Annotated in this window: 22 protein-coding genes and 2 pseudogenes; 5 read left to right on the forward strand and 19 right to left on the reverse strand. The window is 68.3% G+C overall.

Features of this window, described 5'->3' with window-relative positions; translation table 11 throughout:
* From ACOJVU_RS18965 to ACOJVU_RS18975, 3 genes and pseudogenes are all read right to left on the reverse strand, one after another.
* A partial coding sequence (locus ACOJVU_RS18965; RefSeq protein ID WP_421531204.1) for an amino acid permease occupies nucleotides 1-1105 on the reverse strand: 1105 nt, incomplete at its 3' end.
* Between the two features lie 141 nt (nucleotides 1106-1246).
* Nucleotides 1247-2251, reverse strand: coding sequence for an SAM-dependent methyltransferase (locus tag ACOJVU_RS18970; protein ID WP_421531205.1), 1005 nt, complete (start codon nucleotides 2249-2251; stop codon nucleotides 1247-1249).
* A gap of 96 nt (nucleotides 2252-2347) precedes the next feature.
* A pseudogene (locus ACOJVU_RS18975) lies at nucleotides 2348-2935 on the reverse strand (class I SAM-dependent methyltransferase); the annotation flags it as partial.
* A gap of 453 nt (nucleotides 2936-3388) precedes the next feature.
* On the opposite strand from ACOJVU_RS18975, the pseudogene ACOJVU_RS18980 reads away from it, so the two are divergent.
* Nucleotides 3389-4241, forward strand: a pseudogene (locus ACOJVU_RS18980) (alpha/beta hydrolase).
* A gap of 31 nt (nucleotides 4242-4272) precedes the next feature.
* Here the strand turns inward: ACOJVU_RS18980 and ACOJVU_RS18985 are convergent.
* Together ACOJVU_RS18985 and ACOJVU_RS18990 are read right to left on the reverse strand one after the other, a co-directional pair.
* The gene (locus ACOJVU_RS18985) at nucleotides 4273-4953 is read right to left on the reverse strand and encodes an Rv0518 family GDSL lipase (protein WP_421531206.1); all 681 of its coding nucleotides are present in this window, start codon (nucleotides 4951-4953) and stop codon (nucleotides 4273-4275) included.
* A gap of 114 nt (nucleotides 4954-5067) precedes the next feature.
* On the reverse strand, nucleotides 5068-6312 hold the full coding sequence (locus ACOJVU_RS18990; protein ID WP_421531184.1) for an acyltransferase family protein: 1245 nt from the start codon (nucleotides 6310-6312) through the stop codon (nucleotides 5068-5070).
* Between the two features lie 366 nt (nucleotides 6313-6678).
* Between ACOJVU_RS18990 and ACOJVU_RS18995 the strand changes: the two genes are divergently transcribed.
* Entirely contained in the window at nucleotides 6679-7119 is a 441-nt protein-coding gene (locus ACOJVU_RS18995; RefSeq protein ID WP_421531185.1) for an STAS domain-containing protein, read from the forward strand.
* Here ACOJVU_RS18995 and ACOJVU_RS19000 read toward each other — a convergent pair.
* From ACOJVU_RS19000 to ACOJVU_RS19030, 7 genes are all read right to left on the reverse strand, one after another.
* The gene (locus tag ACOJVU_RS19000; protein WP_421531186.1) at nucleotides 7116-7409 is read right to left on the reverse strand and encodes a hypothetical protein; all 294 of its coding nucleotides are present in this window, start codon (nucleotides 7407-7409) and stop codon (nucleotides 7116-7118) included. The genes ACOJVU_RS18995 and ACOJVU_RS19000 overlap by 4 nt on opposite strands.
* Nucleotides 7406-7918 (reverse strand): DUF3093 domain-containing protein, encoded by a 513-nt coding sequence (locus ACOJVU_RS19005; RefSeq protein ID WP_421531207.1) that lies wholly within the window; start codon nucleotides 7916-7918, stop codon nucleotides 7406-7408. Before ACOJVU_RS19005 ends, ACOJVU_RS19000 begins: the two co-directional genes overlap by 4 nt.
* Before the next feature lie 55 nt (nucleotides 7919-7973).
* Nucleotides 7974-8957, reverse strand: coding sequence for a porphobilinogen synthase (gene hemB, locus ACOJVU_RS19010; RefSeq protein WP_421531187.1), 984 nt, complete (start codon nucleotides 8955-8957; stop codon nucleotides 7974-7976).
* A gap of 130 nt (nucleotides 8958-9087) precedes the next feature.
* Nucleotides 9088-10788, reverse strand: coding sequence for a uroporphyrinogen-III synthase (locus tag ACOJVU_RS19015; protein WP_421531188.1), 1701 nt, complete (start codon nucleotides 10786-10788; stop codon nucleotides 9088-9090).
* Nucleotides 10789-10812: 24 nt separating this feature from the next.
* Nucleotides 10813-11760, reverse strand: coding sequence for a hydroxymethylbilane synthase (gene hemC / locus ACOJVU_RS19020; protein WP_421531208.1), 948 nt, complete (start codon nucleotides 11758-11760; stop codon nucleotides 10813-10815).
* Nucleotides 11761-11773: 13 nt separating this feature from the next.
* Nucleotides 11774-13153: a glutamyl-tRNA reductase gene (locus ACOJVU_RS19025; RefSeq protein ID WP_421531189.1), complete on the reverse strand. Its 1380-nt coding sequence runs from the start codon at nucleotides 13151-13153 to the stop codon at nucleotides 11774-11776.
* Nucleotides 13154-13272: 119 nt separating this feature from the next.
* Nucleotides 13273-13554, reverse strand: coding sequence for a glutaredoxin family protein (locus tag ACOJVU_RS19030; RefSeq protein ID WP_421531190.1), 282 nt, complete (start codon nucleotides 13552-13554; stop codon nucleotides 13273-13275).
* A gap of 253 nt (nucleotides 13555-13807) precedes the next feature.
* On the opposite strand from ACOJVU_RS19030, the gene ACOJVU_RS19035 reads away from it, so the two are divergent.
* The 3 genes from ACOJVU_RS19035 to cmaA2 are packed head-to-tail and all read left to right on the forward strand — an operon-like array spanning nucleotide 13808 to nucleotide 16215.
* On the forward strand, nucleotides 13808-14719 hold the full coding sequence (locus ACOJVU_RS19035; protein ID WP_421531191.1) for an HAD family hydrolase: 912 nt from the start codon (nucleotides 13808-13810) through the stop codon (nucleotides 14717-14719).
* A 46-nt stretch (nucleotides 14720-14765) separates the two neighbouring features.
* Complete coding sequence (locus ACOJVU_RS19040) at nucleotides 14766-15278, forward strand: FAS1-like dehydratase domain-containing protein (protein ID WP_421531192.1); 513 nt, start codon at nucleotides 14766-14768, stop codon at nucleotides 15276-15278.
* A 10-nt stretch (nucleotides 15279-15288) separates the two neighbouring features.
* Nucleotides 15289-16215 (forward strand): cyclopropane mycolic acid synthase CmaA2, encoded by a 927-nt coding sequence (cmaA2, locus tag ACOJVU_RS19045; RefSeq protein ID WP_421531193.1) that lies wholly within the window; start codon nucleotides 15289-15291, stop codon nucleotides 16213-16215.
* 82 nt (nucleotides 16216-16297) lie between these two features.
* Here cmaA2 and ACOJVU_RS19050 read toward each other — a convergent pair whose 3' ends face one another.
* The 7 genes from ACOJVU_RS19050 to ACOJVU_RS19080 form a co-directional block, all read right to left on the reverse strand.
* On the reverse strand, nucleotides 16298-17311 hold the full coding sequence (locus ACOJVU_RS19050) for a lysophospholipid acyltransferase family protein (RefSeq protein WP_421531194.1): 1014 nt from the start codon (nucleotides 17309-17311) through the stop codon (nucleotides 16298-16300).
* Nucleotides 17312-17370: 59 nt separating this feature from the next.
* A complete protein-coding gene (locus ACOJVU_RS19055; protein WP_421531209.1) occupies nucleotides 17371-18486 on the reverse strand; it encodes an SDR family oxidoreductase in 1116 nt (371 codons plus the stop codon).
* Nucleotides 18487-18574: 88 nt separating this feature from the next.
* The gene (locus ACOJVU_RS19060; RefSeq protein WP_003402602.1) at nucleotides 18575-18676 is read right to left on the reverse strand and encodes a 30S ribosomal protein bS22; all 102 of its coding nucleotides are present in this window, start codon (nucleotides 18674-18676) and stop codon (nucleotides 18575-18577) included.
* Nucleotides 18677-18823: 147 nt separating this feature from the next.
* Nucleotides 18824-19081 (reverse strand): cell division/environmental response transcriptional regulator, encoded by a 258-nt coding sequence (locus ACOJVU_RS19065; RefSeq protein WP_421531195.1) that lies wholly within the window; start codon nucleotides 19079-19081, stop codon nucleotides 18824-18826.
* Nucleotides 19082-19221: 140 nt separating this feature from the next.
* Complete coding sequence (gene proC / locus ACOJVU_RS19070) at nucleotides 19222-20097, reverse strand: pyrroline-5-carboxylate reductase (RefSeq protein ID WP_421531196.1); 876 nt, start codon at nucleotides 20095-20097, stop codon at nucleotides 19222-19224.
* A gap of 27 nt (nucleotides 20098-20124) precedes the next feature.
* Entirely contained in the window at nucleotides 20125-20967 is an 843-nt protein-coding gene (locus ACOJVU_RS19075; RefSeq protein WP_421531197.1) for a thioesterase family protein, read from the reverse strand.
* Between the two features lie 14 nt (nucleotides 20968-20981).
* A complete protein-coding gene (locus tag ACOJVU_RS19080; RefSeq protein ID WP_421531198.1) occupies nucleotides 20982-21824 on the reverse strand; it encodes a sugar phosphate isomerase/epimerase family protein in 843 nt (280 codons plus the stop codon).
* Nucleotides 21825-21830: the final 6 nt, after the last annotated feature.

Raw genomic sequence — 21830 nt, forward strand, 5'->3', positions numbered from 1 at the left:
CGGGGGGCGTCCGGCGGCGTAGCACGATCTGGGACAGGGCGATCAGCACGTACACGAACATGACGATCGCACCCGAGGAGTTCACCAGAAAGGTGAACACCGTGCGCGGCGCGAGCCACGACATCACCACACAGCCGAAACCCACCGCCGAGGAGCTCACGATGGCCAGCGCGGGAACTCCCCGCGAGCTGATCTTGACCAGGCGGGCCGGCGCCTCGCCGCGGGTGGCGAGGGTGAACAGCATGCGCGACGACGTGTAGAGGCCCGAGTTCAGGCAGGACAGCACCGCGGTGAGCACCACCGCGTTCATGAACTGATCGGCACCCGGAATTCCCATGTATGCAAGTGCGGCGACGTACGGCGAACGGCCGGGCTGCACGGCGTTCCACGGCATGACCACCACGATCACGGCCACCGAGCCGACGAAGAAGACGCCGATCCGCGCGAGTACGGAGTTCATCGCGCGCTGCACCGCGCGCTCGGGGTCGCGGCTCTCCGCGGCGGCGACGGTGACCACCTCGGTGCCGGTCATGGAGAACACCACCACCACGATCGCGGTGAAGACGGCACCGACACCTTTGGGGAAGAACCCGCCGTGGGCGGTGAGATTGGAAAAGTCCATCGGGTGGCCGGGCACCAGCCCCAACGCGTAAGCGGAGCCGAGGATCAGGAAGGCCACGATGGTCGCCACTTTGATTCCGGCGAACCAGAATTCGAACTCGCCGAAGGACGACACCGAGACCAGGTTCGTCGCGGTCATCAACGTCATCAGGCACAACGACGTCAGCCACAGCGGCGCGTGAAACCAGTAATTGACGACTCTCCCGCCGGCGACCGCTTCGAACCCCACGACGATCACCCAGAAATACCAGTACAACCAGCCGACCGAGAATCCGGCCCAGCCGCCCAGGGCCTGCCCGGCGTAGTCGGCGAACGATCCGGTCACGGGGTTCGCGGCTGCCATCTCGCCGAGCATCCGCATCACCAGGACGATCAGTGCGCCACAGAGCGCGTAAGTCAAAAACACCGCGGGCCCGGTGGCGCGGATGGCCACGCTGGACCCGACGAACAATCCGGCACCGATCACGCCGCCGATGGCGATCATGTTGAGCTGCCGCTGCGACAGCCCGCGGTGCAGTGCTGGCTGGGTGTCGATGACGTCGCCCTTCCGCAAGCTGAGAAATTCACGATACCGGCACGGCACCGCGGGCGCCGCCCGGCGCCGTGCCGCAGTGCCCTACCGGACTCAGCGCGGCTTACGGAAGTGCTGGATGCCCCAGGCCAGGTGACCGTCGTCGGCCGCGCTCACCCAGTTCTTCAACCCGACCTGCATGTTGTCGAGGTACTCCGACGAGGCCTTCTCCTGAAGTTCGCCGCGCCGGGCCTCGAGTTCCTCGAGCACCCGCTGGTAATGGGTGCGCAGGTTGCCGACCATGTCGACCTGGTCGACCACTTCGAAGCCCACCGTATGCGCCGCTTCATGGTAGAAGCGCATCGAACCCAGGTCCGACAGGCTCAACCGGTCGTAGACGGGTTGCAGCACCCCGTCCGGCACGTCGTCGGCCTGCATGGGGTCGGTGAAGATCATCTCGCCACCGGGCTTGAGCACCCGGAACGCCTCCTCGAGCACCTTGCGGCGGTCGGCGGCGTGCAGGATCGCGTCCTGCGACCAGACGACGTCATAGCTGGCGTCGGGTACGGGCACGTCGTCGAAACTGCCGTGCAGCACCTGGATCCGGTCTTGCAGCCCGGCGCGCCCGGTCTTGTCCCGGTTGGTCTCGTTCTGCACCTCCGAGAGGTTGAGGCAGGTCACCGTACAGCCGTACTCCTCGGCGAGGTGCCGCGCGGATCCGCCGTAACCGGAGCCCAAGTCCAGCACGGCGGTGTCGCCGTCAATTTTCGACAGTCGGCCGATCATCCGGTCCGCGGTCTCGGTGCCGGCCACCCCGATGTCGCGGGTGTTCTCGTAGCAGCCGACGTGGATGTCCTCGCCACCCCAGAGCATCGAGTAGAACGCGTCGGCGTCGGCGCTGTCGTAATACGCCTCCGGTTCGGTGTTGCTGCCAGTCAGGCGGTTTTCGCGATCCGGCCCTTCGCTTTCGTCGCCGTGGATCGATTTCTCTGCGACATGGACGAAGAAATCAGGCTCGGTGTCCTCGTAGGTTTCCTGAAAATCGCCATACGTCCGCACGGTGGTGAACCCCGCCTCGAACATCAGTCGGCGGACGTAGGACTTTCGCAGAGGGAACATATTCAAGGTGTATTCGGCACCGTCCGGGAACGTGTATTTGAATCGCGCCAGACCATCGTCGACGTACTCCGGTTCGGCCGAGACCTGATCACCGCAATAGTAATACTTGTGTTTCGACTTGAAACCGTGGTCGAGCATTTCGTCATAATTGCGCTGATCGAGTATCAGAATTCCGTCGTGGCGCAACGCGGCATAGAATTCGGCCAGGGCCCGGCGACGGTCGTGCTCCTCGTGCAGGTGGGTGAAAGAGTTCCCGAGGCAGATGATGGCGTCGTACTTGCCCTGGATGCTGCGGTTGAGTTCCCGCCAGTCGGCCTGGACAGTCCGCAGGATCAGACCGCGCTTCCTGCCGTTGTCGAAGGCCTTGGCCAGCATCGCCGCTGAACCGTCCGCGCTCGTCACGTCGAAACCCGCCTGGGTAAGGCGGACGGAGTGGAAGCCGGTCCCGGTGGCGACGTCGAGAACGTGATGCTTCCCGCGTGCGCGCAGAACGTCGACAAAGAACCGCCCCTCGGATTCGGCGCGCGCGTCCCAGTCGATCAGCTGGTCCCATTTTTCGACGAAACTCATCACGTACTCGGCGCGGTACAGGCCGGTCTCGCGGTCCGACAACGGGTCGTCGCCGTACATTTGATCGTGTAACTCGAGTTCTGCATTCTCCCGCTGAACGGATATGCTGGTCATCGAACCTTTCTTTCACGTCGCCCGCCGCAATCTGCAACTCGGTGGTGCGTGCGGTGTGCCTGCAGTCACGGAATGCGCCGCCGCTCGCCCCCGAGTTGTGAACGAACGCGATGCCAGGGCATTCCGTCGAGTGAAAACGACGCGATCCGGGCTGAGCTCCATTCGTGCCACTCCCTACGCGGGACTGTCCGCGCGACCCGTCGCTCTCACACCGGAAACCGAGTCTACCGGTAGCTGTCGGGAACTGTGAACCATGGTCATAATCCGAAACGGCGAAGATTGCGGGCGGGAGTCGGAGCCATCCCGGCCCCCGCGGCCCGGCGCACTGCCCCGGTGACGAATGTCACCCTTTCGTGACCGCTTCATCACGAAACCGGCCACCCGGCGTGCCTGGTCAGACGCAGATCGGCCGGCGGCATCATCACGCGCGCGGCTGAGGTGAATCGCCGTGCGATGCTGCGCATCGGAGCCGGTGCCGGCGCGGCCACCGCCGGCGTGTGGGCGCTGAGCGCGCTGCTGGACCCGTTGGAACCGAAGGCTGTGTCGCAGCCGCAGACCCCCGCACCGTTCGAGCCCCCGGCCGCGGACACGACCCTGCCGACCAGGCTGACCGGCTCATTCGTCTCCGCCGCGCGCGGCGGCGTCACAAGCAACTGGGTCATGGCCCTCCCGCCGGGCCAGACCGGGCCGCTGCGTCCGGTGATCACGCTGCACGGGGTGAACGGCGACGCCAATCAGATGCTCGATGTCGGCGTCGACAATGGGCTTGCCCAACTGGCCAAATCGGGCCGCCCGCCGTTCGCTGTGGTCGGCGTCGACGGCGGCAACACCTACTGGCACCGGCGGACAACGGGCGTGGATTCCGGCGCGATGGTGCTTGATGAACTACTGCCGATGCTGGCCTCGATGGGCATGGACACCTCCCGGGTGGGGTTCATGGGCTGGTCGATGAGCGGATACGGCGCGTTGCACCTGGGCGCCCGGCTGGGCGCGGCCCGTACGGCCGGGATCTGCGCGATCAGCCCGGCACTGTTCACGTCGTTCGCCGCCAGCGATCCGGGCGCGTTCGACAGCGACGACGACTGGGTGCAGAACAGCGTGCTGGGCGTGCCCGCGCTCTCGCAGATCCCGCTGCGGGTCGACTGCGGCATGTTCGACCGCTTCGCCTTCGCCACCCGCCAGTTCGTGGCCCAGCTCACGGCACCGCCTTCGGGAAGGTTCTCGCTGGGCGGCCACGACATGTTCTATTGGCGCGTTCTATTGGCGCGGACAGCTGCCCGGCGAGCTGGCCTGGCTGGCGGCCTGACGAGCCGGCGGCACGCGCCGATGGGAGACCCTCATCCGGGCAGCTGCATGCGGATCAACGGCGCGATCTTGTCCGCCAGGTACTCGTGCCCCGCGTCGGTGGGGTGCACGCCGTCCGGGCCGATCAGGTCGGGCCTGCCGATGAACCAGCCGTCGCCGATCGGGTCGACGAACGCCGCTCCGGCCGCGCTGGCCTCGACGTTGAGCACGTCACGAATCAGCGCGATGGAATCGGGTACATCGGCGCTCGTCCACGGCGGCCCGATGACCAGCAACCGCGCCGACGGCGCCAGGTGCCGCGCCAGAGCGAAGGTGTCGTGAGACTTTGCGGTCAGCATCCCCAGATCGGCGCCCTGGTCGTTGCGCGAGCCGAAGAACACCACCAGCGCGTCATCGGGCTGGACCGCCCGGGCGGTCAGGTCTGCGAAGATGCTGCCGTGATCGCCCAGCACCACATAGCCGGCTCTGCCCTGGGCCGCCACGTCGGGTGCGATCCGCACGCCCTCCCCGGCCAAGGTCCGCCACACCCGTGCGGTCCACGAGTACGGGCCCAGACCGCCCTCGTCGGTGCCGGTCGTGTAGGAGTCGCCGATGACCGCGACCCGGTAGAGCCGGGTGTCATAGGCCCGGGCCCGCGCCGGATACGCCAGCTGCCCGAACACCACGCCGACCACACACGCGAGGCCGATGACGACCGTGACCAGACGCCCCACTGGCACCTCCACTGTGAACGGCTCCTCCTGCGGACACCGCCCCGATTCGCCGTCAGCGCGCGGCGACCTACACGGTATCGGGGGCACGACCTGCCCCACCCGGGCGGGCGCCCCTCACACCGCACGCGCCGAAACCGCTTCCCGCGCGCGGTCGATCTGACGTACCTTGCCGGCATCCGGCTCACCAGAGGCGGTTCCCGGCCGGCCCGCCCCGGTGCCCACCATCCTGCGCATCCAGCGCCGCCCGGGCTCTTCGACGACGTGATACAGCAGGGCCGAGAAAGCCACGGTAATCGCGAGCAGGCCGATGACGTTCCACTTCCACGGATTGTCCTGCTCCCATGGAGTGAGGTTGAACTGGATCACCGCCCACGCCCATGCCGTGTGCACCAGTTCGTGAACCATGTAGAGGCAGAACGAGATCTGTCCGCCGTACACCACCACCCGGGTGGACAGCAGCCTGGGCAGGCTGCCCACGCCGACCGCCAACGTGATGACCAGCGGGACGAACAACACGTCGACCACCCCGCCGCTGTCGTTCTCCACGACGCCGGATATCGGGTGCGCGTGGAGCCAGTACAGGACACCCACCATGGCGGCCAACAGCGCCAGCGAGACGTATCCGCCGGCGCGGCGGCCCCGATCGGTCAGCCGAAGCCTGCGCACCGCGGCACAGGCCAGCGCGCCCGCGGTGAACTGCGTGACGATGCGCGGCAGCCAACTCCACGGGGTGTAGAACTGCCCGCTGACCAGCAGCAGCACCATGGGAGGCAGCGTCGCTGCACACGCCAGCACCATCAGGCTGCGCGCCCGCGTGGCCTGCGTCATCCGGAAGATCACCAGGACGAGTGCACCGAACAACACGTACGCCAGCCATTCCGCGCTGATCGACCAGGCCGGCCCGTCCCAGCTCGAACCATCGAAGAACGGCTGAAACCACAACTGCACCAGCAGGACCTGACGGATGTAGCTGGTCGCGGTGAAGTCACCGACGTCGGGCGAAGGCACGTGGCCGACGTGCAGGGTGAAGATCACCCACAGGGCGGCCAGGTGCAGCGTGAGCAGGTACACCGGCCACACCCGGGCCAGCCGCAACCACAGGAAGTGCGCGGTGGCGCGCGTCGACCATGTCCGGCCCATGCGGTCGAGGTAGTTCCAGGCCAGAACGAACCCACTGAGGATGAAGAACAGGTCGACGCCCTGCGCGCCGCAATTGAGCACCGGCGCCAGCGCGTCGAGGATATCGGGTGAGGCGTCGGCCAGCATCGGCCGGAAATGAAACAACACCACCCACACCGCCGCGACGATGCGGAGTCCGGTGAGAGCCTTGATCTCGCCCTTGATCTCTCCGGTGCGCACGATGTTCTTTCCGTCGGGACTGTGCCGTTCGCCGGCCGATTGCCCAACTCCTCCTCACGCCGCTGCAGCGCATGCCTGTTCCTGGCCCCCGACCCGGCAACCGACAGCCCTGGCAGCCTAACAGCGAGATCGCCGTTCCGGAGTGAGGGCCCTCGGTGCGGCCCCGAGCACCTCGTGGTGGCGTGTCGGCAACCCGAACGGCCCCGAAACAGCCTTTTCGTGTCCACCGGACCCGCTTCTTAGCGAAGAGTTAGACAGGGTTGTCGGTCTCCTTAACTTGGCGGGTAACCGTACTACTACCAGGTCTGGTCGGCGCCGACTCCGCCTCCAGGATTTTCGTGCAGGACACGCAGAACGAGGATGCTCATGACGATTCCGGACATCAGGACCCGACAGGGGAACAGCACTTTCGCCTACGGTGGCGCGCAGTTGCGGGCCCACTGTCGGCATCTGGCGACGGTGGTGACCATCCGGGGCGAGATCGAGGCCGGCAACGTCGAACAGATCGGCGAACACCTGCGGCGCTTCGTTCCCGGCGAGAACCCTGTGGTGCTCGACATGAGCGAGGTACACAGTTTCGGCGCGCCCGGTCTCCTTCTGCTCTGCGCTCTCGACGAACAGTGCCGCGCCGCGGGTCGCGGGTGGGTGCTGGTCGCGGGCCCCGCGGTCGCGGATGCGCTCGGCGACGACGGGGCGCCGGCACGGTTCCCGACCGCGGACTCGGTGCGCCAGGCGCTGCACAACCTGAGCGACGGCATCGCCAGCCGCCGCCGGCTGATGCTGGCGCTCGTCGGCAAAACCGCCTAACCTGACCCGTCCTGCACGTCCACGCCCCCGTCGGCGCCGCGGCGCACACGGAGCGTGCGGGCCAGCCCCGTCACGAGCAGCAACCCGGCGACCGTCACCAGAACCAGGGTCAGCAACAACAACTGGGGGTTGTACACCAGCGACGTCGTGAAGGGCTGGCCGTCCGCGATCGGGGCGACGCGTTGCGTGTGGCGCGCGTGTGTCCAGCTGATACCGGCGCCGACCAGCGCGGCGCAGGCCAGGCAGACTTCGACCAGGGCGCGGCAAGGGGCCCGGCGCCGCGCGCTCACCGCACCGACCCCGTGTCGTCGTCATCGTGGTCGGCGCTGACCTCGGGGGGTTGCACCCCCTCCTGGACCAGCGGCGTCAGCGCCGCTCGCAGCTGGCGGTGGCGCCGCGCCCACGCCTGCGCCGTGCGGCCCCCGGTGAGCTTGAGCCCGATGCCGATCCGGCCGCGCGGGACGCCGACCAGTTCGCCGAGCGCGCGGGCCGACTGCCACTGCGCCAGCTCCTTGCCCGACTTCTCGTGGTTCTCGGGCTCCGGGTAGACCCTGACGATCTCGCGCACCAGCAGAGTCTCGGTGCCCTGACGCAGAGCGTCTTCGGTGAGCTCCACCGAGACATGGATTCGCGCGGCCTTCACCTGCAATGCCACGAACGCCGACACCATCACCAGGAAGATGATCGGCGTCAGCGGTTGCACCCCGGCACCGCTCCACACCTCGATCAGGATCATCGACAACGCCGCCAACGGCCCGGCCAGCACCCAATACCACCTGGCACCGGGTTCGTAGAACAGCGGTGTGGCTCTGGTGCCACTCGTAGAGGTCTTCGAGGTCACAGCACCTCCCGTCTCACGAAAGCCAGGCCGCCGCGTCGGCTGCCCAGTAGGTGAGCACGATATCGGCTCCGGCGCGCCGGATGCCGGTCAACGACTCCAGCGCCGCGGCCCGCTCGTCGATCCAGTCGTTCGCCGCGGCGGCGCAGATCATCGTGTACTCCCCCGACACCTGGTATGCGGCCACCGGAACCGGCGAGACGCCGGCCGCCGCGGCGACCACGTCCAGGTAACCCATCGCGGGTTTGATCATCACGATGTCGGCGCCCTCGACCAGATCCAGTTCGACCTCGAGCAGCGCCTCCCGCGCATTGCCCGGCTCCTGCTGGTAGGTGCGGCGGTCCCCGGACAGGCTCGAGCACACCGCCTCGCGGAACGGGCCGTAGAAAGCCGAGGCGAACTTCGCGGCATAGGCCAGGATGGCGACGTCGGTGTGGCCTGCGGCGTCCAGGCCGTCACGGATCGCGGCCACCTGGCCGTCCATCATCCCGCTCGGCGCCACCACGTGAGCACCCGACTGCGCTTGGGCCACAGCCAATTCGACGTAGCGCGCGACGCTTGCATCGTTGTCGACTCGGGCCGACCCGTCCAACACGCCGCAGTGTCCATGATCGGTGAACTCGTCCAGACAGGTGTCGGCCATGAGCACGGTCGCGTCGCCGAGATCCTTGGCCAGGTCCCGCAGGGCGACGTTGAGGATGCCGTCGGGATCTGTGCCGGCCGACCCGGCCGGATCCTTGTCCTCGTCTCGCGGCACGCCGAACAACATCAGCCCGCCCACCCCGGCGGCGACCGCCGCGGCCGCCGCACCGCGCAGCGAATCTGTGGTGTGCTGCACCACCCCCGGCATCGACGGGATGGGCCGCGGTTCGCCTATCCCGTCGGCGACGAACATCGGCAGCACCAAATTCCTCGGCTCCAAGGAGGTTTGCGCGACCAAGCGCCGCAGCGCGGGGGTGGAGCGCAGCCGGCGCGGCCGCCGCCGAGGATAAGCGCTCATGACGGTGCGCGATAGCCGCGCGGGCGCGCGCGGCGCCGGTTCCGACGGTGGGTCGGTCGCCCCGCCGCGAGCGGGAGGCACCCCCAGCTCGCGAGCGGGGCCAACCGCGGGCTGGCCTGCCGGGTAACCACTAGCGCCTGCGGCTCTTCTTGCGCGGCGGCGGCAACGCACCCTCGGCGCGCAGCCGCGCGGCGTGCTCGGCCAGGGCGTCCACCAGCGGGCCCACTGCGGCGACGTCGGGCTGCACGTCCACCCGTAGACCGAACTCCGCGGCCGTCTCGGCCGTCTTGGGCCCGATGCAGGCGATGATGGTCCGCGCGTGCGGTTTGCCGGCGATGCCCACCAGGTTGCGCACCGTGGAGCTGGACGTGAAGCACACCGCATCGAAGCCGCCCGTCTTGATCATTTCGCGGGTGGCCGCCGGCGGCGGCGCAGCCCGCACCGTGCGGTACGCGGTCACGTCCTCGATCTCCCAGCCACGGTCGCGCAGTCCCTCGGCGAGCGTCTCCGTGGCGATGTCGGCGCGCGGCAGCAAGACCCGGTTCACCGGGTCGAAAATGCTGTCGTAGGGCGGGAATTCGTCCAGCAGGCCGATCGAGGACTGCTCCCCGGCCGGCACCAGCTCGGGACTGATCCCGAATGCGCGCACCCGGTCGGCCGTCGACTCGCCGACGCAGGCGATCTTGACCCCGGAGAATGCGCGGGCGTCCAGGCCGAACTCGCCGAACTTGTCCCAGACGGCGCGCACCGCGTTGGTCGAGGTGAACACCACCCACTGGAAGCGGCCGTCGACCAGGCCCTTGACGGCCCGTTCCATCTGGGCGGGGCTGCGTGGCGGCTCCACCGCGATGGTCGGCACCTCGACCGGCAACGCGCCGTAGGACGTCAGGCGCTCGCTCATCTCGCCGGCCTGGTCCTTGGTGCGGGGCACCAGCACGGTCCAGCCATAGAGCGCGCGACTTTCCCACCAGTTCAGCTTCGCCCGGTTGCTCACCGTCTTGCCGATGGTGACCACCAGCGGACCGTTCGGGGATTCCCTGCCATCAACGCCGTTGACGCCGGTCGCGCCCGGGACGTCGATACCCGCCAGGAGACCCGGATCGCTCAGGCCCTGCAGCGTGCTTTCCACCGAACGCTGCGCACAGGTGGTGCCATGCACGGTCACCACGCACGGGGTGTTCTCGGCCAACCCGTGCTCGATCAGGGTGCGGGCCGCCTCGGGCAGGTGCGAGGCGGTGGCCTGCAGGATCAGCGGGCCGGGAGCAGCGGCCAAAGCGTCCCAATCGACATGTGGGTCGCGCACGTCGGCCACGGTGTGCGCCGAGCCCAGCGGGAGCCCCGCGTACGTCGGGACCGCGCTGGCAGGCGACAAGCCGGGGACGATCTCGACGTGCAGGTGAGTGCGCGCCACGGCGTTCACCTCGGTGATGACCGCATCGAGCGTCAGCGGATCGCCGGCGACCAGTCGCACCACGTCCGCACCGGAGCGGGCCTCGGCGGTCAGCGTCTTGGCGACCTCGGCCGGTTCGCCCAGGGCCGGGCGGATGTCGGGACCGCCGTGCGCCACCGCGGGGGTGTCCCGGGCGGGATCGCCGTGGGCTTCCCCCGGAGCCGGGTCCGCCAGTGCCGGGCCGGACACGGGCGGCAGGTCTTTGCCGATGAGCGCCAGCACCGGTTCGGGCACGTCGGGATCGGTGAACACCAGGGCCGCGCCGGACAGCGCCGCGGCGGCCCGCGTGGTCAGTAGCCCGGGGTCGCCAGGACCGGAACCCACGAAAGTGATACGGCCCGGCCTTGGCTTACGCCCTCGCATGCTTGTTTGGCGAGTCATTGTCGCTCCCACTTCACTCTCCACTCAATTTTCTCGCGCCGGGTCCGGCCACGCACCGCGCATCAGTTCCCGGGCGCCCAGCTCGAACAGCTCCCCCGCGACCGAGAGCCCCAGCTCCCGTGCCCGACCGGGATCGCCGATGCCCGACGCGCGGATCACGTCGGATCCGTCCAGCGCCGCCACGCAACCGCGCAGCGACAGCTCTTCGAAGACGCGGCCGTCCTCATCGATGGACTCGACCACCTCGGCGACCGCACCCACCGGTGCTGAGCAACCGGCCTCCAGTTCGGCCAGCAGAGCTCGCTCCGCGGTGACCGCCGCGCGCGTGTCGGCGTCGTCCAGCCCGGCCAGCACCGCCACCAGCCGGCCGTCACCGGCGCGGCACTCGACAGCGAGCGCGCCCTGGGCCGGTGCGGGCAACATCTGTACCGGCTCCAACGTCTCGGTGACATCGCCGAGGCGGCCGAGTCGGGCCAGACCGGCCCGGGCCACCACGACGGCGTCAAGATCACCACTGCTTACCCTGTTCAACCTGGTGTCTAGGTTGCCTCGTAGGGGGCGAATTTCCAAACCGAGACCCAGTGCTCTAAGCTGCGCGGCCCGCCGCGGGGACGACGTACCCACCAGCGACCCCGTCGGCAACTCCGCGAGCACCAGTCCGTCGCGGGCCACCACCGCGTCGCGGGGGTCGTTACGCGCCGGTATCGCCGCGATCGTGAACCGCGGGTCGGCGGCGGTCGGTAAATCCTTGTGCGAGTGCACGGCGGCATCGACGCGGCCGTCGTCGATGGCCTCCCGCAACGCGGTGGTGAAGACGCCCACCCCGAGGGTGTCGATCGGCGCCGAGGAGCGGTCACCCGCCGTACTGATGGTCACCAGTTCCGCGGGATGACCGAGGGCGATCAGCGCGTCCCTGACGGTCGCGGCCTGGGTGGTGGCCAACAGACTGCCCCGGGTGCCTATCCGGATCACGTTCGCCAATCGGCTACTCGGCGGACTGCTGCGGCGGACCCGCGTCGAATTCGCTTGCCATGAAAGGCAATTCGCCCGCGGCGACGGCGGCTACGGAGTCTACGGCGGTCGGGTCGAGTTCGAAGAGTTCGCGGAGCGCCTCGGCGTAACTGTCGCCGCCGGGCGCACTGGCCAGCTGCTTGATCCGGACGGTGGGGGCGTGCAGCAGCTTGTCCACCACGCGGCGCACGGTGCGGGCCACCTCCTCGCGCTGAGCGCTCTGAAGGCCCGGTAACCGGTTGTCCAGGCGCAGCAGTTCGGCCTCCACCACATCGGCGGCCCGCTGGCGCAACGCCGTCACCGTCGGGGTGACCTCGGCCATCCGCTGCCCCGCCAGGTAGGCGGCGACCTCGGCCGCGACGATGTGGCGGGCGGCGTCGACGTCGGTGGCCGCGGCGTTGGCCGAGGGCTCGTGCTGGATGCGGTCGACGTCGACGACCAGGACTGCGGGCAGGCCGGCCACCGCGGGGTCGACGTCGCGCGGCATGCCCAGGTCGCAGATCACCAGCGGCTCGGCGGCCTCGTCCCGGTGTGACGCGGCCAGCGCGTGGTGCACGTCGGCCAGCGACACGACCGGGCTGACGGCCCCCGTGCAGCTGACCACGACGTCGGCGTGCGACATCGCCTGGGGCAGGCGATCCAGCGGCAGCGCTTCGGCGTCCACGCCCGACTCGCGAATCTTGCGGGCCAGCCGCTGCGCCCGCGACAACGACCGGTTGAGCACGTGGATGCGCCCGATACCGGCCCGGGTCAGATGCGCCGACGACAGGGCACCCATCGCCCCGGCGCCGATCACCACGGCGGTCCTGCCGGCCAGCCCGTCGAGCCTGCGTTCGGCCAGGCCCAGGGCGACCGAGACGACCGAGGCACCGGCGGCGTCGATGCCGGTCTCCGAATGCACCCGCTTGCCCACCGACAGCGCACGCTGGGCCAGCTCGTGCAGCACCCGGCCGACGGTGCGGTTGGCTTCGGCGCCGGCATACGCCCGGCGCACCTGACCGAGCACCTGCTGCTCGCCGACAACCGCCGAGTCCAGACCGCTGGTCACCGCGAAGAGGTGCTCGACGGCCGCCTCGCTGTAGCGGACGTAGGCGAACTTGGTCAGATCGGCCATCGACATGCCGGAGTGGTCAGACAGCACCTGCCCGACCACCGCCAGCCCGCCGTGGAAGGCGTCCACCACCGCGTACACCTCGACCCGGTTGCAGGTCGACAGCACCATCGCCTCGGTCACCAGCGGGGACTGCAGCATCTGGTCGACGATCTTGACCTGATCGGATTCGTCGACGCTGAGTTGTTCCAGGACGGCGACCGGCGCACTGCGGTGCGAAACCCCGAAAAGCAGGATGCTCACGGCAGCATCACCTGGCCAGCTCCCTTGCTCGGTCAGCTACTGAAGTTGACATCCACGGTAGTCGGTTCCGAGGTGGCCTACCAAATAAATGCCCGGCGACCTCCGGCTTCGGGGCGTCCTCAGCGCGCGAGATCGGCGCGCAGCCGGGGCTCGTCGATCTCCCAGTAGCTGTGCTCGCGGCCGTCGAGCAGGATCACCGGCAGCCGGTCGCCGAACTCGGCCCGCAGGCCGTGGTCACCGGCCACGGCTGCGGCGTCGACGTCGGTCATCGACAGATCGAATCCCAGCTCATCGGCCAGTTCGACGAGCCTCGCGTGCACCCGCGCGCAGTTGGTGCAGCCGTCGCGGCTCAGCAGCTGTACCCGGGGCCGCCGTGGGGTGTCGGTTGGAGTCGAGCTCATGGTGATCAGTGTGGCACCCGGCGACATGTGGCGCCCCCGGGCAGGCGTCGCGTTGAGGTCATGGCCGACGACGCTTTCGGCTCACATCTTGTGGGCCGGGCCGGCGAGCGCTGCCAGGCCAACGAGGCCGGGTCCTCCCAGGGTTCTGAATCACCCTCACACCGATGCACAGCCCTTCCCCACGCCCTCCGGATAGTGTTGACCTCGGCCAGCCACGGGCCACCGGTCGGCACAGCACGTAGGAGATTGAACGATGGCTTCCGCTGAGTCGGGCAGCGCGGATCGCCCCGGTCCTGTCGACCTGGAATCGCTGGCCGCCGAGGCCAGCGCCGCGCGGGCGCTCGAGGCCTTGCATGCGGCCGCCGACGCCGGCGAGGTCCCCGCCCAGCCGCCGGTCGATCTGACCGCCGCCGCGTTCTTCGACGTCGACAACACCCTGGTGCAGGGCTCGTCGGCGGTGCACTTCGGCCGCGGCCTGGCTGCCCGCGACTACTTCACGTACCGCGACGTGGTCGGTTTCCTCTACGCCCAAGCCAAGTTTCAGCTCCTGGGCAAGGAGAACAGCCACGACGTCGCGGCCGGCCGGCGCAAGGCGCTCACGTTCATCGAGGGCCGGCCCGTCCAGGAACTCGTCGAGCTGGGCGAGCAAATCTACGACGAGATCATCGCCGACAAGATCTGGACCGGCACCCGCGAGCTCACCCAGATGCACCTCGACGCGGGCCAGCAGGTATGGCTGATCACCGCCACGCCGTACGAGCTCGCCGCCACCATCGCGCGTCGGCTCGGGCTGACGGGCGCGCTGGGTACCGTCGCCGAGTCGGTCGACGGGGTGTTCACCGGCCGGCTCGTCGGCGAGATACTGCACGGCACCGGCAAGGCGCATGCGGTGCGGTCACTGGCGATCAGGGAGGGCCTGAACCTGAGACGCTGCACCGCCTACTCCGACAGCTACAACGATGTGCCCATGCTCTCATTGGTGGGCACCGCAGTCGCCGTCAACCCCGACTCGCGACTGCGCAGCCTGGCCCGCGAGAAGGGGTGGGAGATCCGCGACTTCCGCACCGCACGCAAGGCCGCCCGGATCGGTGTCCCGTCGGCGCTGGCGCTGGGGGCGGCAGGGGGCGCGCTGGCGGCGCTGGCCTCACGACGCCAACCACGCTGATAAGCTGCGCCGCTGAACACGTCTTCGAGCGGAAAGTGGCACCGGCATGACAATTCCTGCAGAAGCCCAGGACCTGATCGGCAGCCACTACCGGGCACCCGATTACTTCGAGGTCGGTCGCGAGAAGATCCGTGAGTTCGCGCTCGCGATCCAAGACGAGCATCCGTCGCACTTCAGCGAGGACGACGCCAGCACCGCCGGTTACCCCGCGGTGCTGGCCCCGTTGACCTTTCTGGCCGTCGCGGGCCGGCGCGTGCAGCTGGAGATCTTCACCAAGTTCAACATCCCGATCAATATCGCCCGCGTCATGCACCGAGACCAGAAGTTCACGTTCCACCGGCCGATACTGGCCCACGACCGACTGTATTTCGACACCTATCTCGACTCAGTCCTCGAGTCGCACGGTGCGGTGATCGTGGAAATCCGCAGCGAAGTGACAGACGCCCGCGGCAACCCCATCGTCACCAGCACGGTGACGATGCTGGGCGAAGCCGCACACCAGGACGCGCGTCCTGAAGACACCATCGCCGCGATTGCATCGATATCAGCCGGAAAGTAATGTCGAATGCATGACAGGACAGGGGGAAACGGGCGATACCCAGCTCAAACCGCCGGTCGCGGCGGTTCGGTCTCATTACGACAAATCGAACGAGTTCTTCAAGCTCTGGCTTGACCCGTCGATGACCTACAGCTGTGCCTACTTCGACGAGCATCCGAACCTGGACAAACCGGGCAGGACGCTGGAAGAGGCCCAGTACGCCAAGCGCAAGCTGGCGCTGGACAAGCTGAACCTCGAACCCGGAATGACCCTGCTCGACATCGGCTGCGGCTGGGGCTCGACCATGCGGCACGCCGTGCAGGAGTACGACGTCAACGTCATCGGTCTGACGCTCAGCGAGAACCAGTACGCCCACGACGTCGCGAAGTTCGAGGAGATCGACAGCCCCCGCCGCAAAGAAGTGCGGATCCAGGGCTGGGAACAATTCGACAACGAGCCGATCGACCGCATCGTGTCGCTCGGCGCGTTCGAGCACTTCGCCGACGGCGCCGGTGATGCGGGCTACGAGCGTTACGCCACGTTCTTCAAGAAGTTTCATCACCTACTGCCCGACGACGGCCGAATGCTGCTGCACACGATCGTGGTGCCCACCACCGAGGAGGCGCAGGAGCGCGGCCTGAAGACGACGATGAGCCTGCTGCGCTTCATCAGCTTCATCCTCAAGGAGATCTTCCCCGGCGGGAAATTACCTCAGATCGCGCAGGTCGACCGGTACGCGACGGAGGCGGGTTTCACCGTCGAGCGCCATCACATGATCGGCAAGAACTACGTTCCGACGCTCACCGCGTGGGCCGACGCACTCGAGGCGCACAAGGAGGAGGCGATCGCACTCAAGGGGCAGGAGACCTACGGCGTCTACATGCACTACCTGCGGGGTTGCGCAGACCTGTTCCGCGACGGGTACACCGACGTCTGCCAGTTCACGCTGGTCAAATAGTCCTGCACGCAAAGCGCTCCGGTGTCGTCAGGCACCGGAGCGCTGCGTTGAGCAGACCACGCGCTAGCCGAGAAAGATCGCGCTAGCCGAGAAAGATGTTGCGCCGACCGGCGAGCAGCCGATACAGCGTCTGCTGGATCGTCTCGCGCACCTGGTCGGTCAGCTCGAACGTGACCATAGGATCCTCGGCGTCGGAAGCGGCGTAGTCGTTGGTGCAGATCGGCTCACCGAACGCGATGCGCCATTTGGACGGCAGCGGCACCAGGCCGGCGGGACCGGCCAGCGGGAACAACGGGGTGATCGGGAAGTAGGGCAGCCCGAAAAGCCGCGCCAGCAGCTTGATGTCGGCGAGCATCGGGTAGATCTCTTCGGACCCCACGATCGAGCAGGGAATGATCGGCGCCTTGGTGCGCAGCGCCGCCGTCACGAAACCGCCGCGGCCGAACCGCTGCAGTCGATAGCGGTCCTCGAAGCGTTTACCCAGTCCCTTGTAGCCCTCCGGGAACACCGCGGTCAGCTCGCCCGCCGCCAACAGCCGGTGCGCATCCGTCGTGCACGCCATGGTGTGACCGGCCTTGCGGGCCGCTTCGCCGACCACTGGCAGGTCGAACACCATGTCGGCGGCCAACAGCCGCAGGTCGCGATGGGCCGCATGTTCATCATGCACCGCAACCGACAGCATCAGCCCGTCGAAGGGCAGCACACCGGCGTGATTGGCCACCAAGAGCGCGGCCCCCTCGCTCGGCAGGTGCTCGATACCACTGACCTCGACGCGGAACCACGAACGGAACAAGAACCTCAGCAAAGGGCGGACGACCGCGTCGTTGAAGTGCGGGTCGAAACCGAACTCGTCGACGGTGTAGTCGCCCGTCAGCCGCTGGCGGAGGAAACCGCTCACCGCGGCCACCCGCTGGGCGAGTTCGGTGAGCGCCTCGCCCGTCCCCGCACCCTCGCCCGTGCCGCGGCGCTGCTCGTCGATTTCACGCACGACGGCAGCGAGCTTTTCGGCCGAGGCCCGGCCGCGGGGATCCGACAGCAACGACGTCTGCCCACGAGAGGAATCGGACCGCCGACCGGCCCTGCGGCGTGCCGCCATCCGGCCCCGATTTGTGTGTAGCGGAATCACGTTCGCTCTGGTGTCACCCGCCACGATATCTACCTGACCCCACCCCACGACATTGGATTTCGGCTTCCCCAGCGCTGCGCTAAGGCAATGGCGCGACCCTCCCAGGAGCGTACCCGATGAGGGTCGATGATGGGAGTCAGGCCGCGGCCGCGCACGTAGTCGTCGAACGCCTCGGCGGTGGTCCATTTGGCCTGGAAGCCGAGTTCGGTGCGCATTCTGGTCGTGTCCATCACGCGGCCGTAACTCAGGTAGTCGAACTGGTCGCGGGAGATTTCGGTGTAGCGATTGGCCCGCCTCAGCGAATCCAGGGCCCACACGCCGAAACCGGGCACCGGCAGCGGGATCCGCCCGGCCCGCCGGATCGCCTGGGACAGCATCATGATGCCGTCGGCGCCGACGTTGAACGTGCCGGCCTTGCCAACCATCGCCGCGCGCTCCAGCGCGCCCAGCGCGTCCTGCTCGTGCAGCAACTGGAGGCGCGCGTCGCGGCCGAACATCGTGGGCACCAACGGCCCGGCCAGGTACCGCGACAGCGTGGTGTCCATCGCCGGGCCGATCATGTTGGCCAGCCGCAGAATCGTCACCGCAATGTCGGGGCGGCGCCGCCCCAGGCCACGCGCGTAGCCCTCGATGTCGAGGCTGTCCTTGGCGAAACCGGCGCGAAACGGCCTGAGGCTGCTGCTGTCCTCGGTGAACATCACCGGATCGCGCGGGCTGGACCCGTACACCTCGGAGGTGGATTTCACCACCACCCGGCGCACCGAGGGAGCCTTCTGGCAGGCGGCGAACAGTTGCATCGCTCCCATCACGTTGAGTTCCTTCAACGCGGTGCCCCCCCCGGATCGCGGCACGTAGGAGGCCGCCGCCGCGTGCACCACCGTGTCGACGTCGCCGTTGCGAATCACCTTGGCGATGAAGGGATTTCGAATGTCTGCGCGAACGAACTCCGCGCGTCCCATCCGACGCAGCATGTCCTTGCTGGGGGCCATCGCATCGACCGCGATGACGCTGTTGATCAGCGGGTTCTGCGCGAGCCTCGCCGTCAGGTAGCCGCCCAGGAACCGGCACGCACCGGTGACCAGCACCACCTTCGGGTAGTGCACGATCCCCTCTCCGGCGCCACCGGGGCCGTCTCCGCTCGGCAAATCCACCCGGACAGCCTAGCGGCGAACCGGAACGGAAGCGTGACGGCCGAGTAAAGGCCTTCGTCGGCGCAACCCGCGCAGCGGGGGGTTACTTACCGAGTTTTCTGCGCTGCACCCGGGTACGACGCAGCAGCTTGCGGTGCTTTTTCTTCGACATACGCTTGCGCCGCTTCTTGATTACTGAACCCATGAACTCCGCTATCTGACCCGTGACCGGTTGGTGAAGGACTGAAAAGACCTCGCCACTTTACCCAGTCACCCGCGGAGAACACCAAACCGGGACCGCCCGGCGTGCGGACGGCCACCGGGCCGCGCGTCGGCGGCGCGCGGGCTCAGCTCAGCCGGCGTCGAAGTATGACGTCTCCAGCATCTCGTGGACGGCTTTGGCATGCACCCGGAAGGAACGCCCGACGCGCACCGCGGGCAATTCGCCGTTGTGCACGAGCCGGTACACCGTCATCTTGGAGACCCGCATCAGCGCCGCCACCTCAGCGACGGTGAGGAACTGTGTCCTGGCCTGCTGGCCATCGCCGGAACTCGCATCCCGCGCCTTGCTGGCGGAATCTCGCGCAGATGGCCCGTTCGTTGAAGTCATCACAACCCAATCGTGTCAGGCACACGCAATGCCAGCGGCTTCCCCTCCGCTGGCACACACGCATGCATACAAGAAGGAGAATAGCGGGACTAATGGGGTTACTGGTACTGGTGGGGGACAATAAATTCGAAAAACCCGAATTATTCTGATGTAATTCGTAGCTGTTCAGAGCGCGTTTTCGCGGCCTGAACCGCCGCGTCGACGGTGGCCCGCAGCCCGCCCCGCTCCAGTTCGCGCAGCGCAGCCGCGGTCGTACCGTCGGGCGACGTCACCGTCGCCCGCAACTGCGCCGCCGAGGCGTCCACCCGCTTGCCGAGTCCCTCGCCCGCACCCGGGCGCCGGTCTTGGTCCAGCGCTTCGCGCAGCATGGCCGTGGACCCGGCCATCGTCTGCGCGGTCAGCTCGGTGGCCACCTCGCGGGTCAGGCCGGCCGCGACGCCGGCGTCCACCAGTGCCTCGACCATCAACAGGAAATACGCCGGACCCGAGCCGGACAGCGCGGTCACCGCGTCCATGTGGGATTCGGCCACGGTCAGTACTTCGCCAACGGCTTCGAACAGCCTCGAGACCTCCTCGAGCTGACCCGGGGTGACGAAGCGGCCTTTCGCCAGCGCGGTGACGCCCGCGCCCACCAACGCCGCGGCGTTCGGCATCGCCCGTACCACCGGCGTTCCGGCCGGCAGCCTGGCTTCGAGATAGGTGACGGTGATGCCCGCCGCAACGGTGACGAACACCTGGTCGGCAGTGTCGTTCTCGGCCGCGACAGCCACCCGGGCCAGCTCCCCCGTCAACGATGCGACGTCGGCGGGCTTCACCGCGACGACGACGACAGTCGCGTTCTCCACCGCCTCGGTCACCGACGTGGTCAGCACCGAATAGTTATCCGCGAGGTATGTGGCGCGTTCGGGGATCCGCTCGGCCACCACCAGGTCTTTGACCTGCCGGCCGGCACGCAGCAGACCCGACAGCAATGCCTCGCCGATGCTGCCGCCGCCGATGATCGCGATCCTTGCCATGCCGGACAGCATCGCAGACACCGGGTCCTAGCCGGCGGCAGGGACCAGCGCCAGTTGCCGCGACTGCACCACCAGCCGGCCCAGGCTGTCCACGACGACGTGGTCCTCGTCAAACCAGTCGTGACCGATCTCGGTGCAGGTGGCGATGATTCGCAGCCAGCCGTCGGCGGGCAGGCTGCGCAGGAACGCGGTGAGCTGGATGGTGGGCGCCCAGCCGGTGCGGTCCACCGCGAAGGTGACCGGTGCCGACAGGTCCCCGCACATGAGCGCGAACAGCGCGTCCGGAGCCACGCCGCGGGGACGCGCCCACATCTGGATCACCGGCGGGCGCCCGTCGGCGCTGGGCCGCATTGTCGAAAGCAGCGGCCGCACGTCGCAGCCCTCGCCCAGGTGCACCAGGCCGGCCAGCGGGTGGCCTGGGCCGATCGGCGCGACGTCCTCGGGGGGTTCGGGCGCCATGAGGTCGGTGATCGGATTGGCCGACAACAGCGGCGCCACCCCGCCGCCCGGCGGGTAGTGCTCCGGCTCGCCGAGGTTGACCACCGCGTGCACAGCGGTGCGATCGCCCTGGGTGAGCTCGACGTCCACAACGCTGATCCGGCGGCCCCGCTTGCGAATCGAAGTGACCAGTCGCATCTGCCCCGGATCGGGTGCCCACAGGAAGCTCGCGGACACCGCAACCGGCTGCAAGACCGGTTCGCCCCCGGGCGCCTGTGCCTGGCACGCAATGCGCGCGGCGTTGGCGCACAGCGCCAGCATCGCGCCGCCGTGCACCTTGGGGCCGATCGCCCAGCGCTTGTCCAGCTCGCCTTCGAATACGCCGGGACCGGCCTCCCGCAGGGTCATTGCGGTGGTGAAAAGCGCGTTCATGATCTCCTGGGGTTTCAGCGCAACAGATGGGTACGAGCGAAATGCAACGATTCGGCGAGCAGGCTTTCGCGGTCGCTGATCGAGCGCGCCGACGAGGTGGAGACCTCCAGCACCACGTGGCCGGCGAAGTGGCCGGCGGCCAGCATCTGGCAGACTTCGGCGGTCGGTTGGGTGCCGCGTCCGGGGACCAGGTGCTCGTCGGCGGGTAACCCGTTGCCGTCGCAGAGGTGCAGGTGAACCAGGCCCGCACCCATCCGCTGCGCCATGTTCAGTGCGTCGGTGCCTGCGGTGGCGGTGTGGGACAGATCCAGCGTGTAATGCGCATGGTTGCCGTCCAGCGGGTCGTAGGAGGGCGCGAACGCCGAAATCGCGGGTCCGGGACCACCGCCGCGCCTGCGCATCCGCTCGAGCGACTGGCCGGCCCCGAAGAAACGGTCCGCCCGGAACGGGAACATGTTCTCGACGGCGATCAGGACGTCGCTCGACGCCTCCAGTGCCGCGACCTGGTCACTGAATCCCTCGGCGTAGCGCCGCTGCCAGCGGAACGGCGGATGCACGACGACGGTCTGGGCGCCGAGCTGCTCGGCGGCCCGCACGCTGCGCGCCAGCTTGGGGATCGGGTTGGCACCCCACACGCGCTGCGAGATCAGCAGGCAGGGCGCGTGCACGGACAACACGGGTACGCGATAGCGCCGAGAAAGCTTCCGGACGGCGTCGATGTCCTGGCTGACCGACTCGCTCCACACCATCAGCTCGACCCCGTCATAACCGAGCCTGGCCGCGTACTCGAACGCGGCCTCGGCCCGCAAGGGATACACCGAGGCCGTTGACAGACCGACTTTGATCGCTGGGCGCACAGTCCT

The sequence above is a fragment of the Mycobacterium sp. THU-M104 genome, assembly GCF_049197365.1.
Classification (GTDB): domain Bacteria; phylum Actinomycetota; class Actinomycetes; order Mycobacteriales; family Mycobacteriaceae; genus Mycobacterium.

What these genes read in the sequence shown, in the direction of transcription:
- ACOJVU_RS18970 (WP_421531205.1), bottom strand. Translation starts at nt 2,251, where the DNA reads ATGTTCCCTCTGCGAAAGTCCTACGTCCGCCGACTGATGTTCGAGGCG.
- ACOJVU_RS18995 (WP_421531185.1), top strand. Translation starts at nt 6,679, where the DNA reads ATGACGATTCCGGACATCAGGACCCGACAGGGGAACAGCACTTTCGCC.
- hemB (WP_421531187.1), bottom strand. Translation starts at nt 8,957, where the DNA reads ATGAGCGCTTATCCTCGGCGGCGGCCGCGCCGGCTGCGCTCCACCCCC.
- ACOJVU_RS19015 (WP_421531188.1), bottom strand. Translation starts at nt 10,788, where the DNA reads ATGACTCGCCAAACAAGCATGCGAGGGCGTAAGCCAAGGCCGGGCCGT.
- ACOJVU_RS19030 (WP_421531190.1), bottom strand. Translation starts at nt 13,554, where the DNA reads ATGAGCTCGACTCCAACCGACACCCCACGGCGGCCCCGGGTACAGCTG.
- ACOJVU_RS19035 (WP_421531191.1), top strand. Translation starts at nt 13,808, where the DNA reads ATGGCTTCCGCTGAGTCGGGCAGCGCGGATCGCCCCGGTCCTGTCGAC.
- ACOJVU_RS19040 (WP_421531192.1), top strand. Translation starts at nt 14,766, where the DNA reads ATGACAATTCCTGCAGAAGCCCAGGACCTGATCGGCAGCCACTACCGG.
- cmaA2 (WP_421531193.1), top strand. Translation starts at nt 15,289, where the DNA reads ATGACAGGACAGGGGGAAACGGGCGATACCCAGCTCAAACCGCCGGTC.
- ACOJVU_RS19050 (WP_421531194.1), bottom strand. Translation starts at nt 17,311, where the DNA reads ATGGCGGCACGCCGCAGGGCCGGTCGGCGGTCCGATTCCTCTCGTGGG.
- ACOJVU_RS19060 (WP_003402602.1), bottom strand. Translation starts at nt 18,676, where the DNA reads ATGGGTTCAGTAATCAAGAAGCGGCGCAAGCGTATGTCGAAGAAAAAG.
- ACOJVU_RS19065 (WP_421531195.1), bottom strand. Translation starts at nt 19,081, where the DNA reads ATGACTTCAACGAACGGGCCATCTGCGCGAGATTCCGCCAGCAAGGCG.
- proC (WP_421531196.1), bottom strand. Translation starts at nt 20,097, where the DNA reads ATGGCAAGGATCGCGATCATCGGCGGCGGCAGCATCGGCGAGGCATTG.
- ACOJVU_RS19075 (WP_421531197.1), bottom strand. Translation starts at nt 20,967, where the DNA reads ATGAACGCGCTTTTCACCACCGCAATGACCCTGCGGGAGGCCGGTCCC.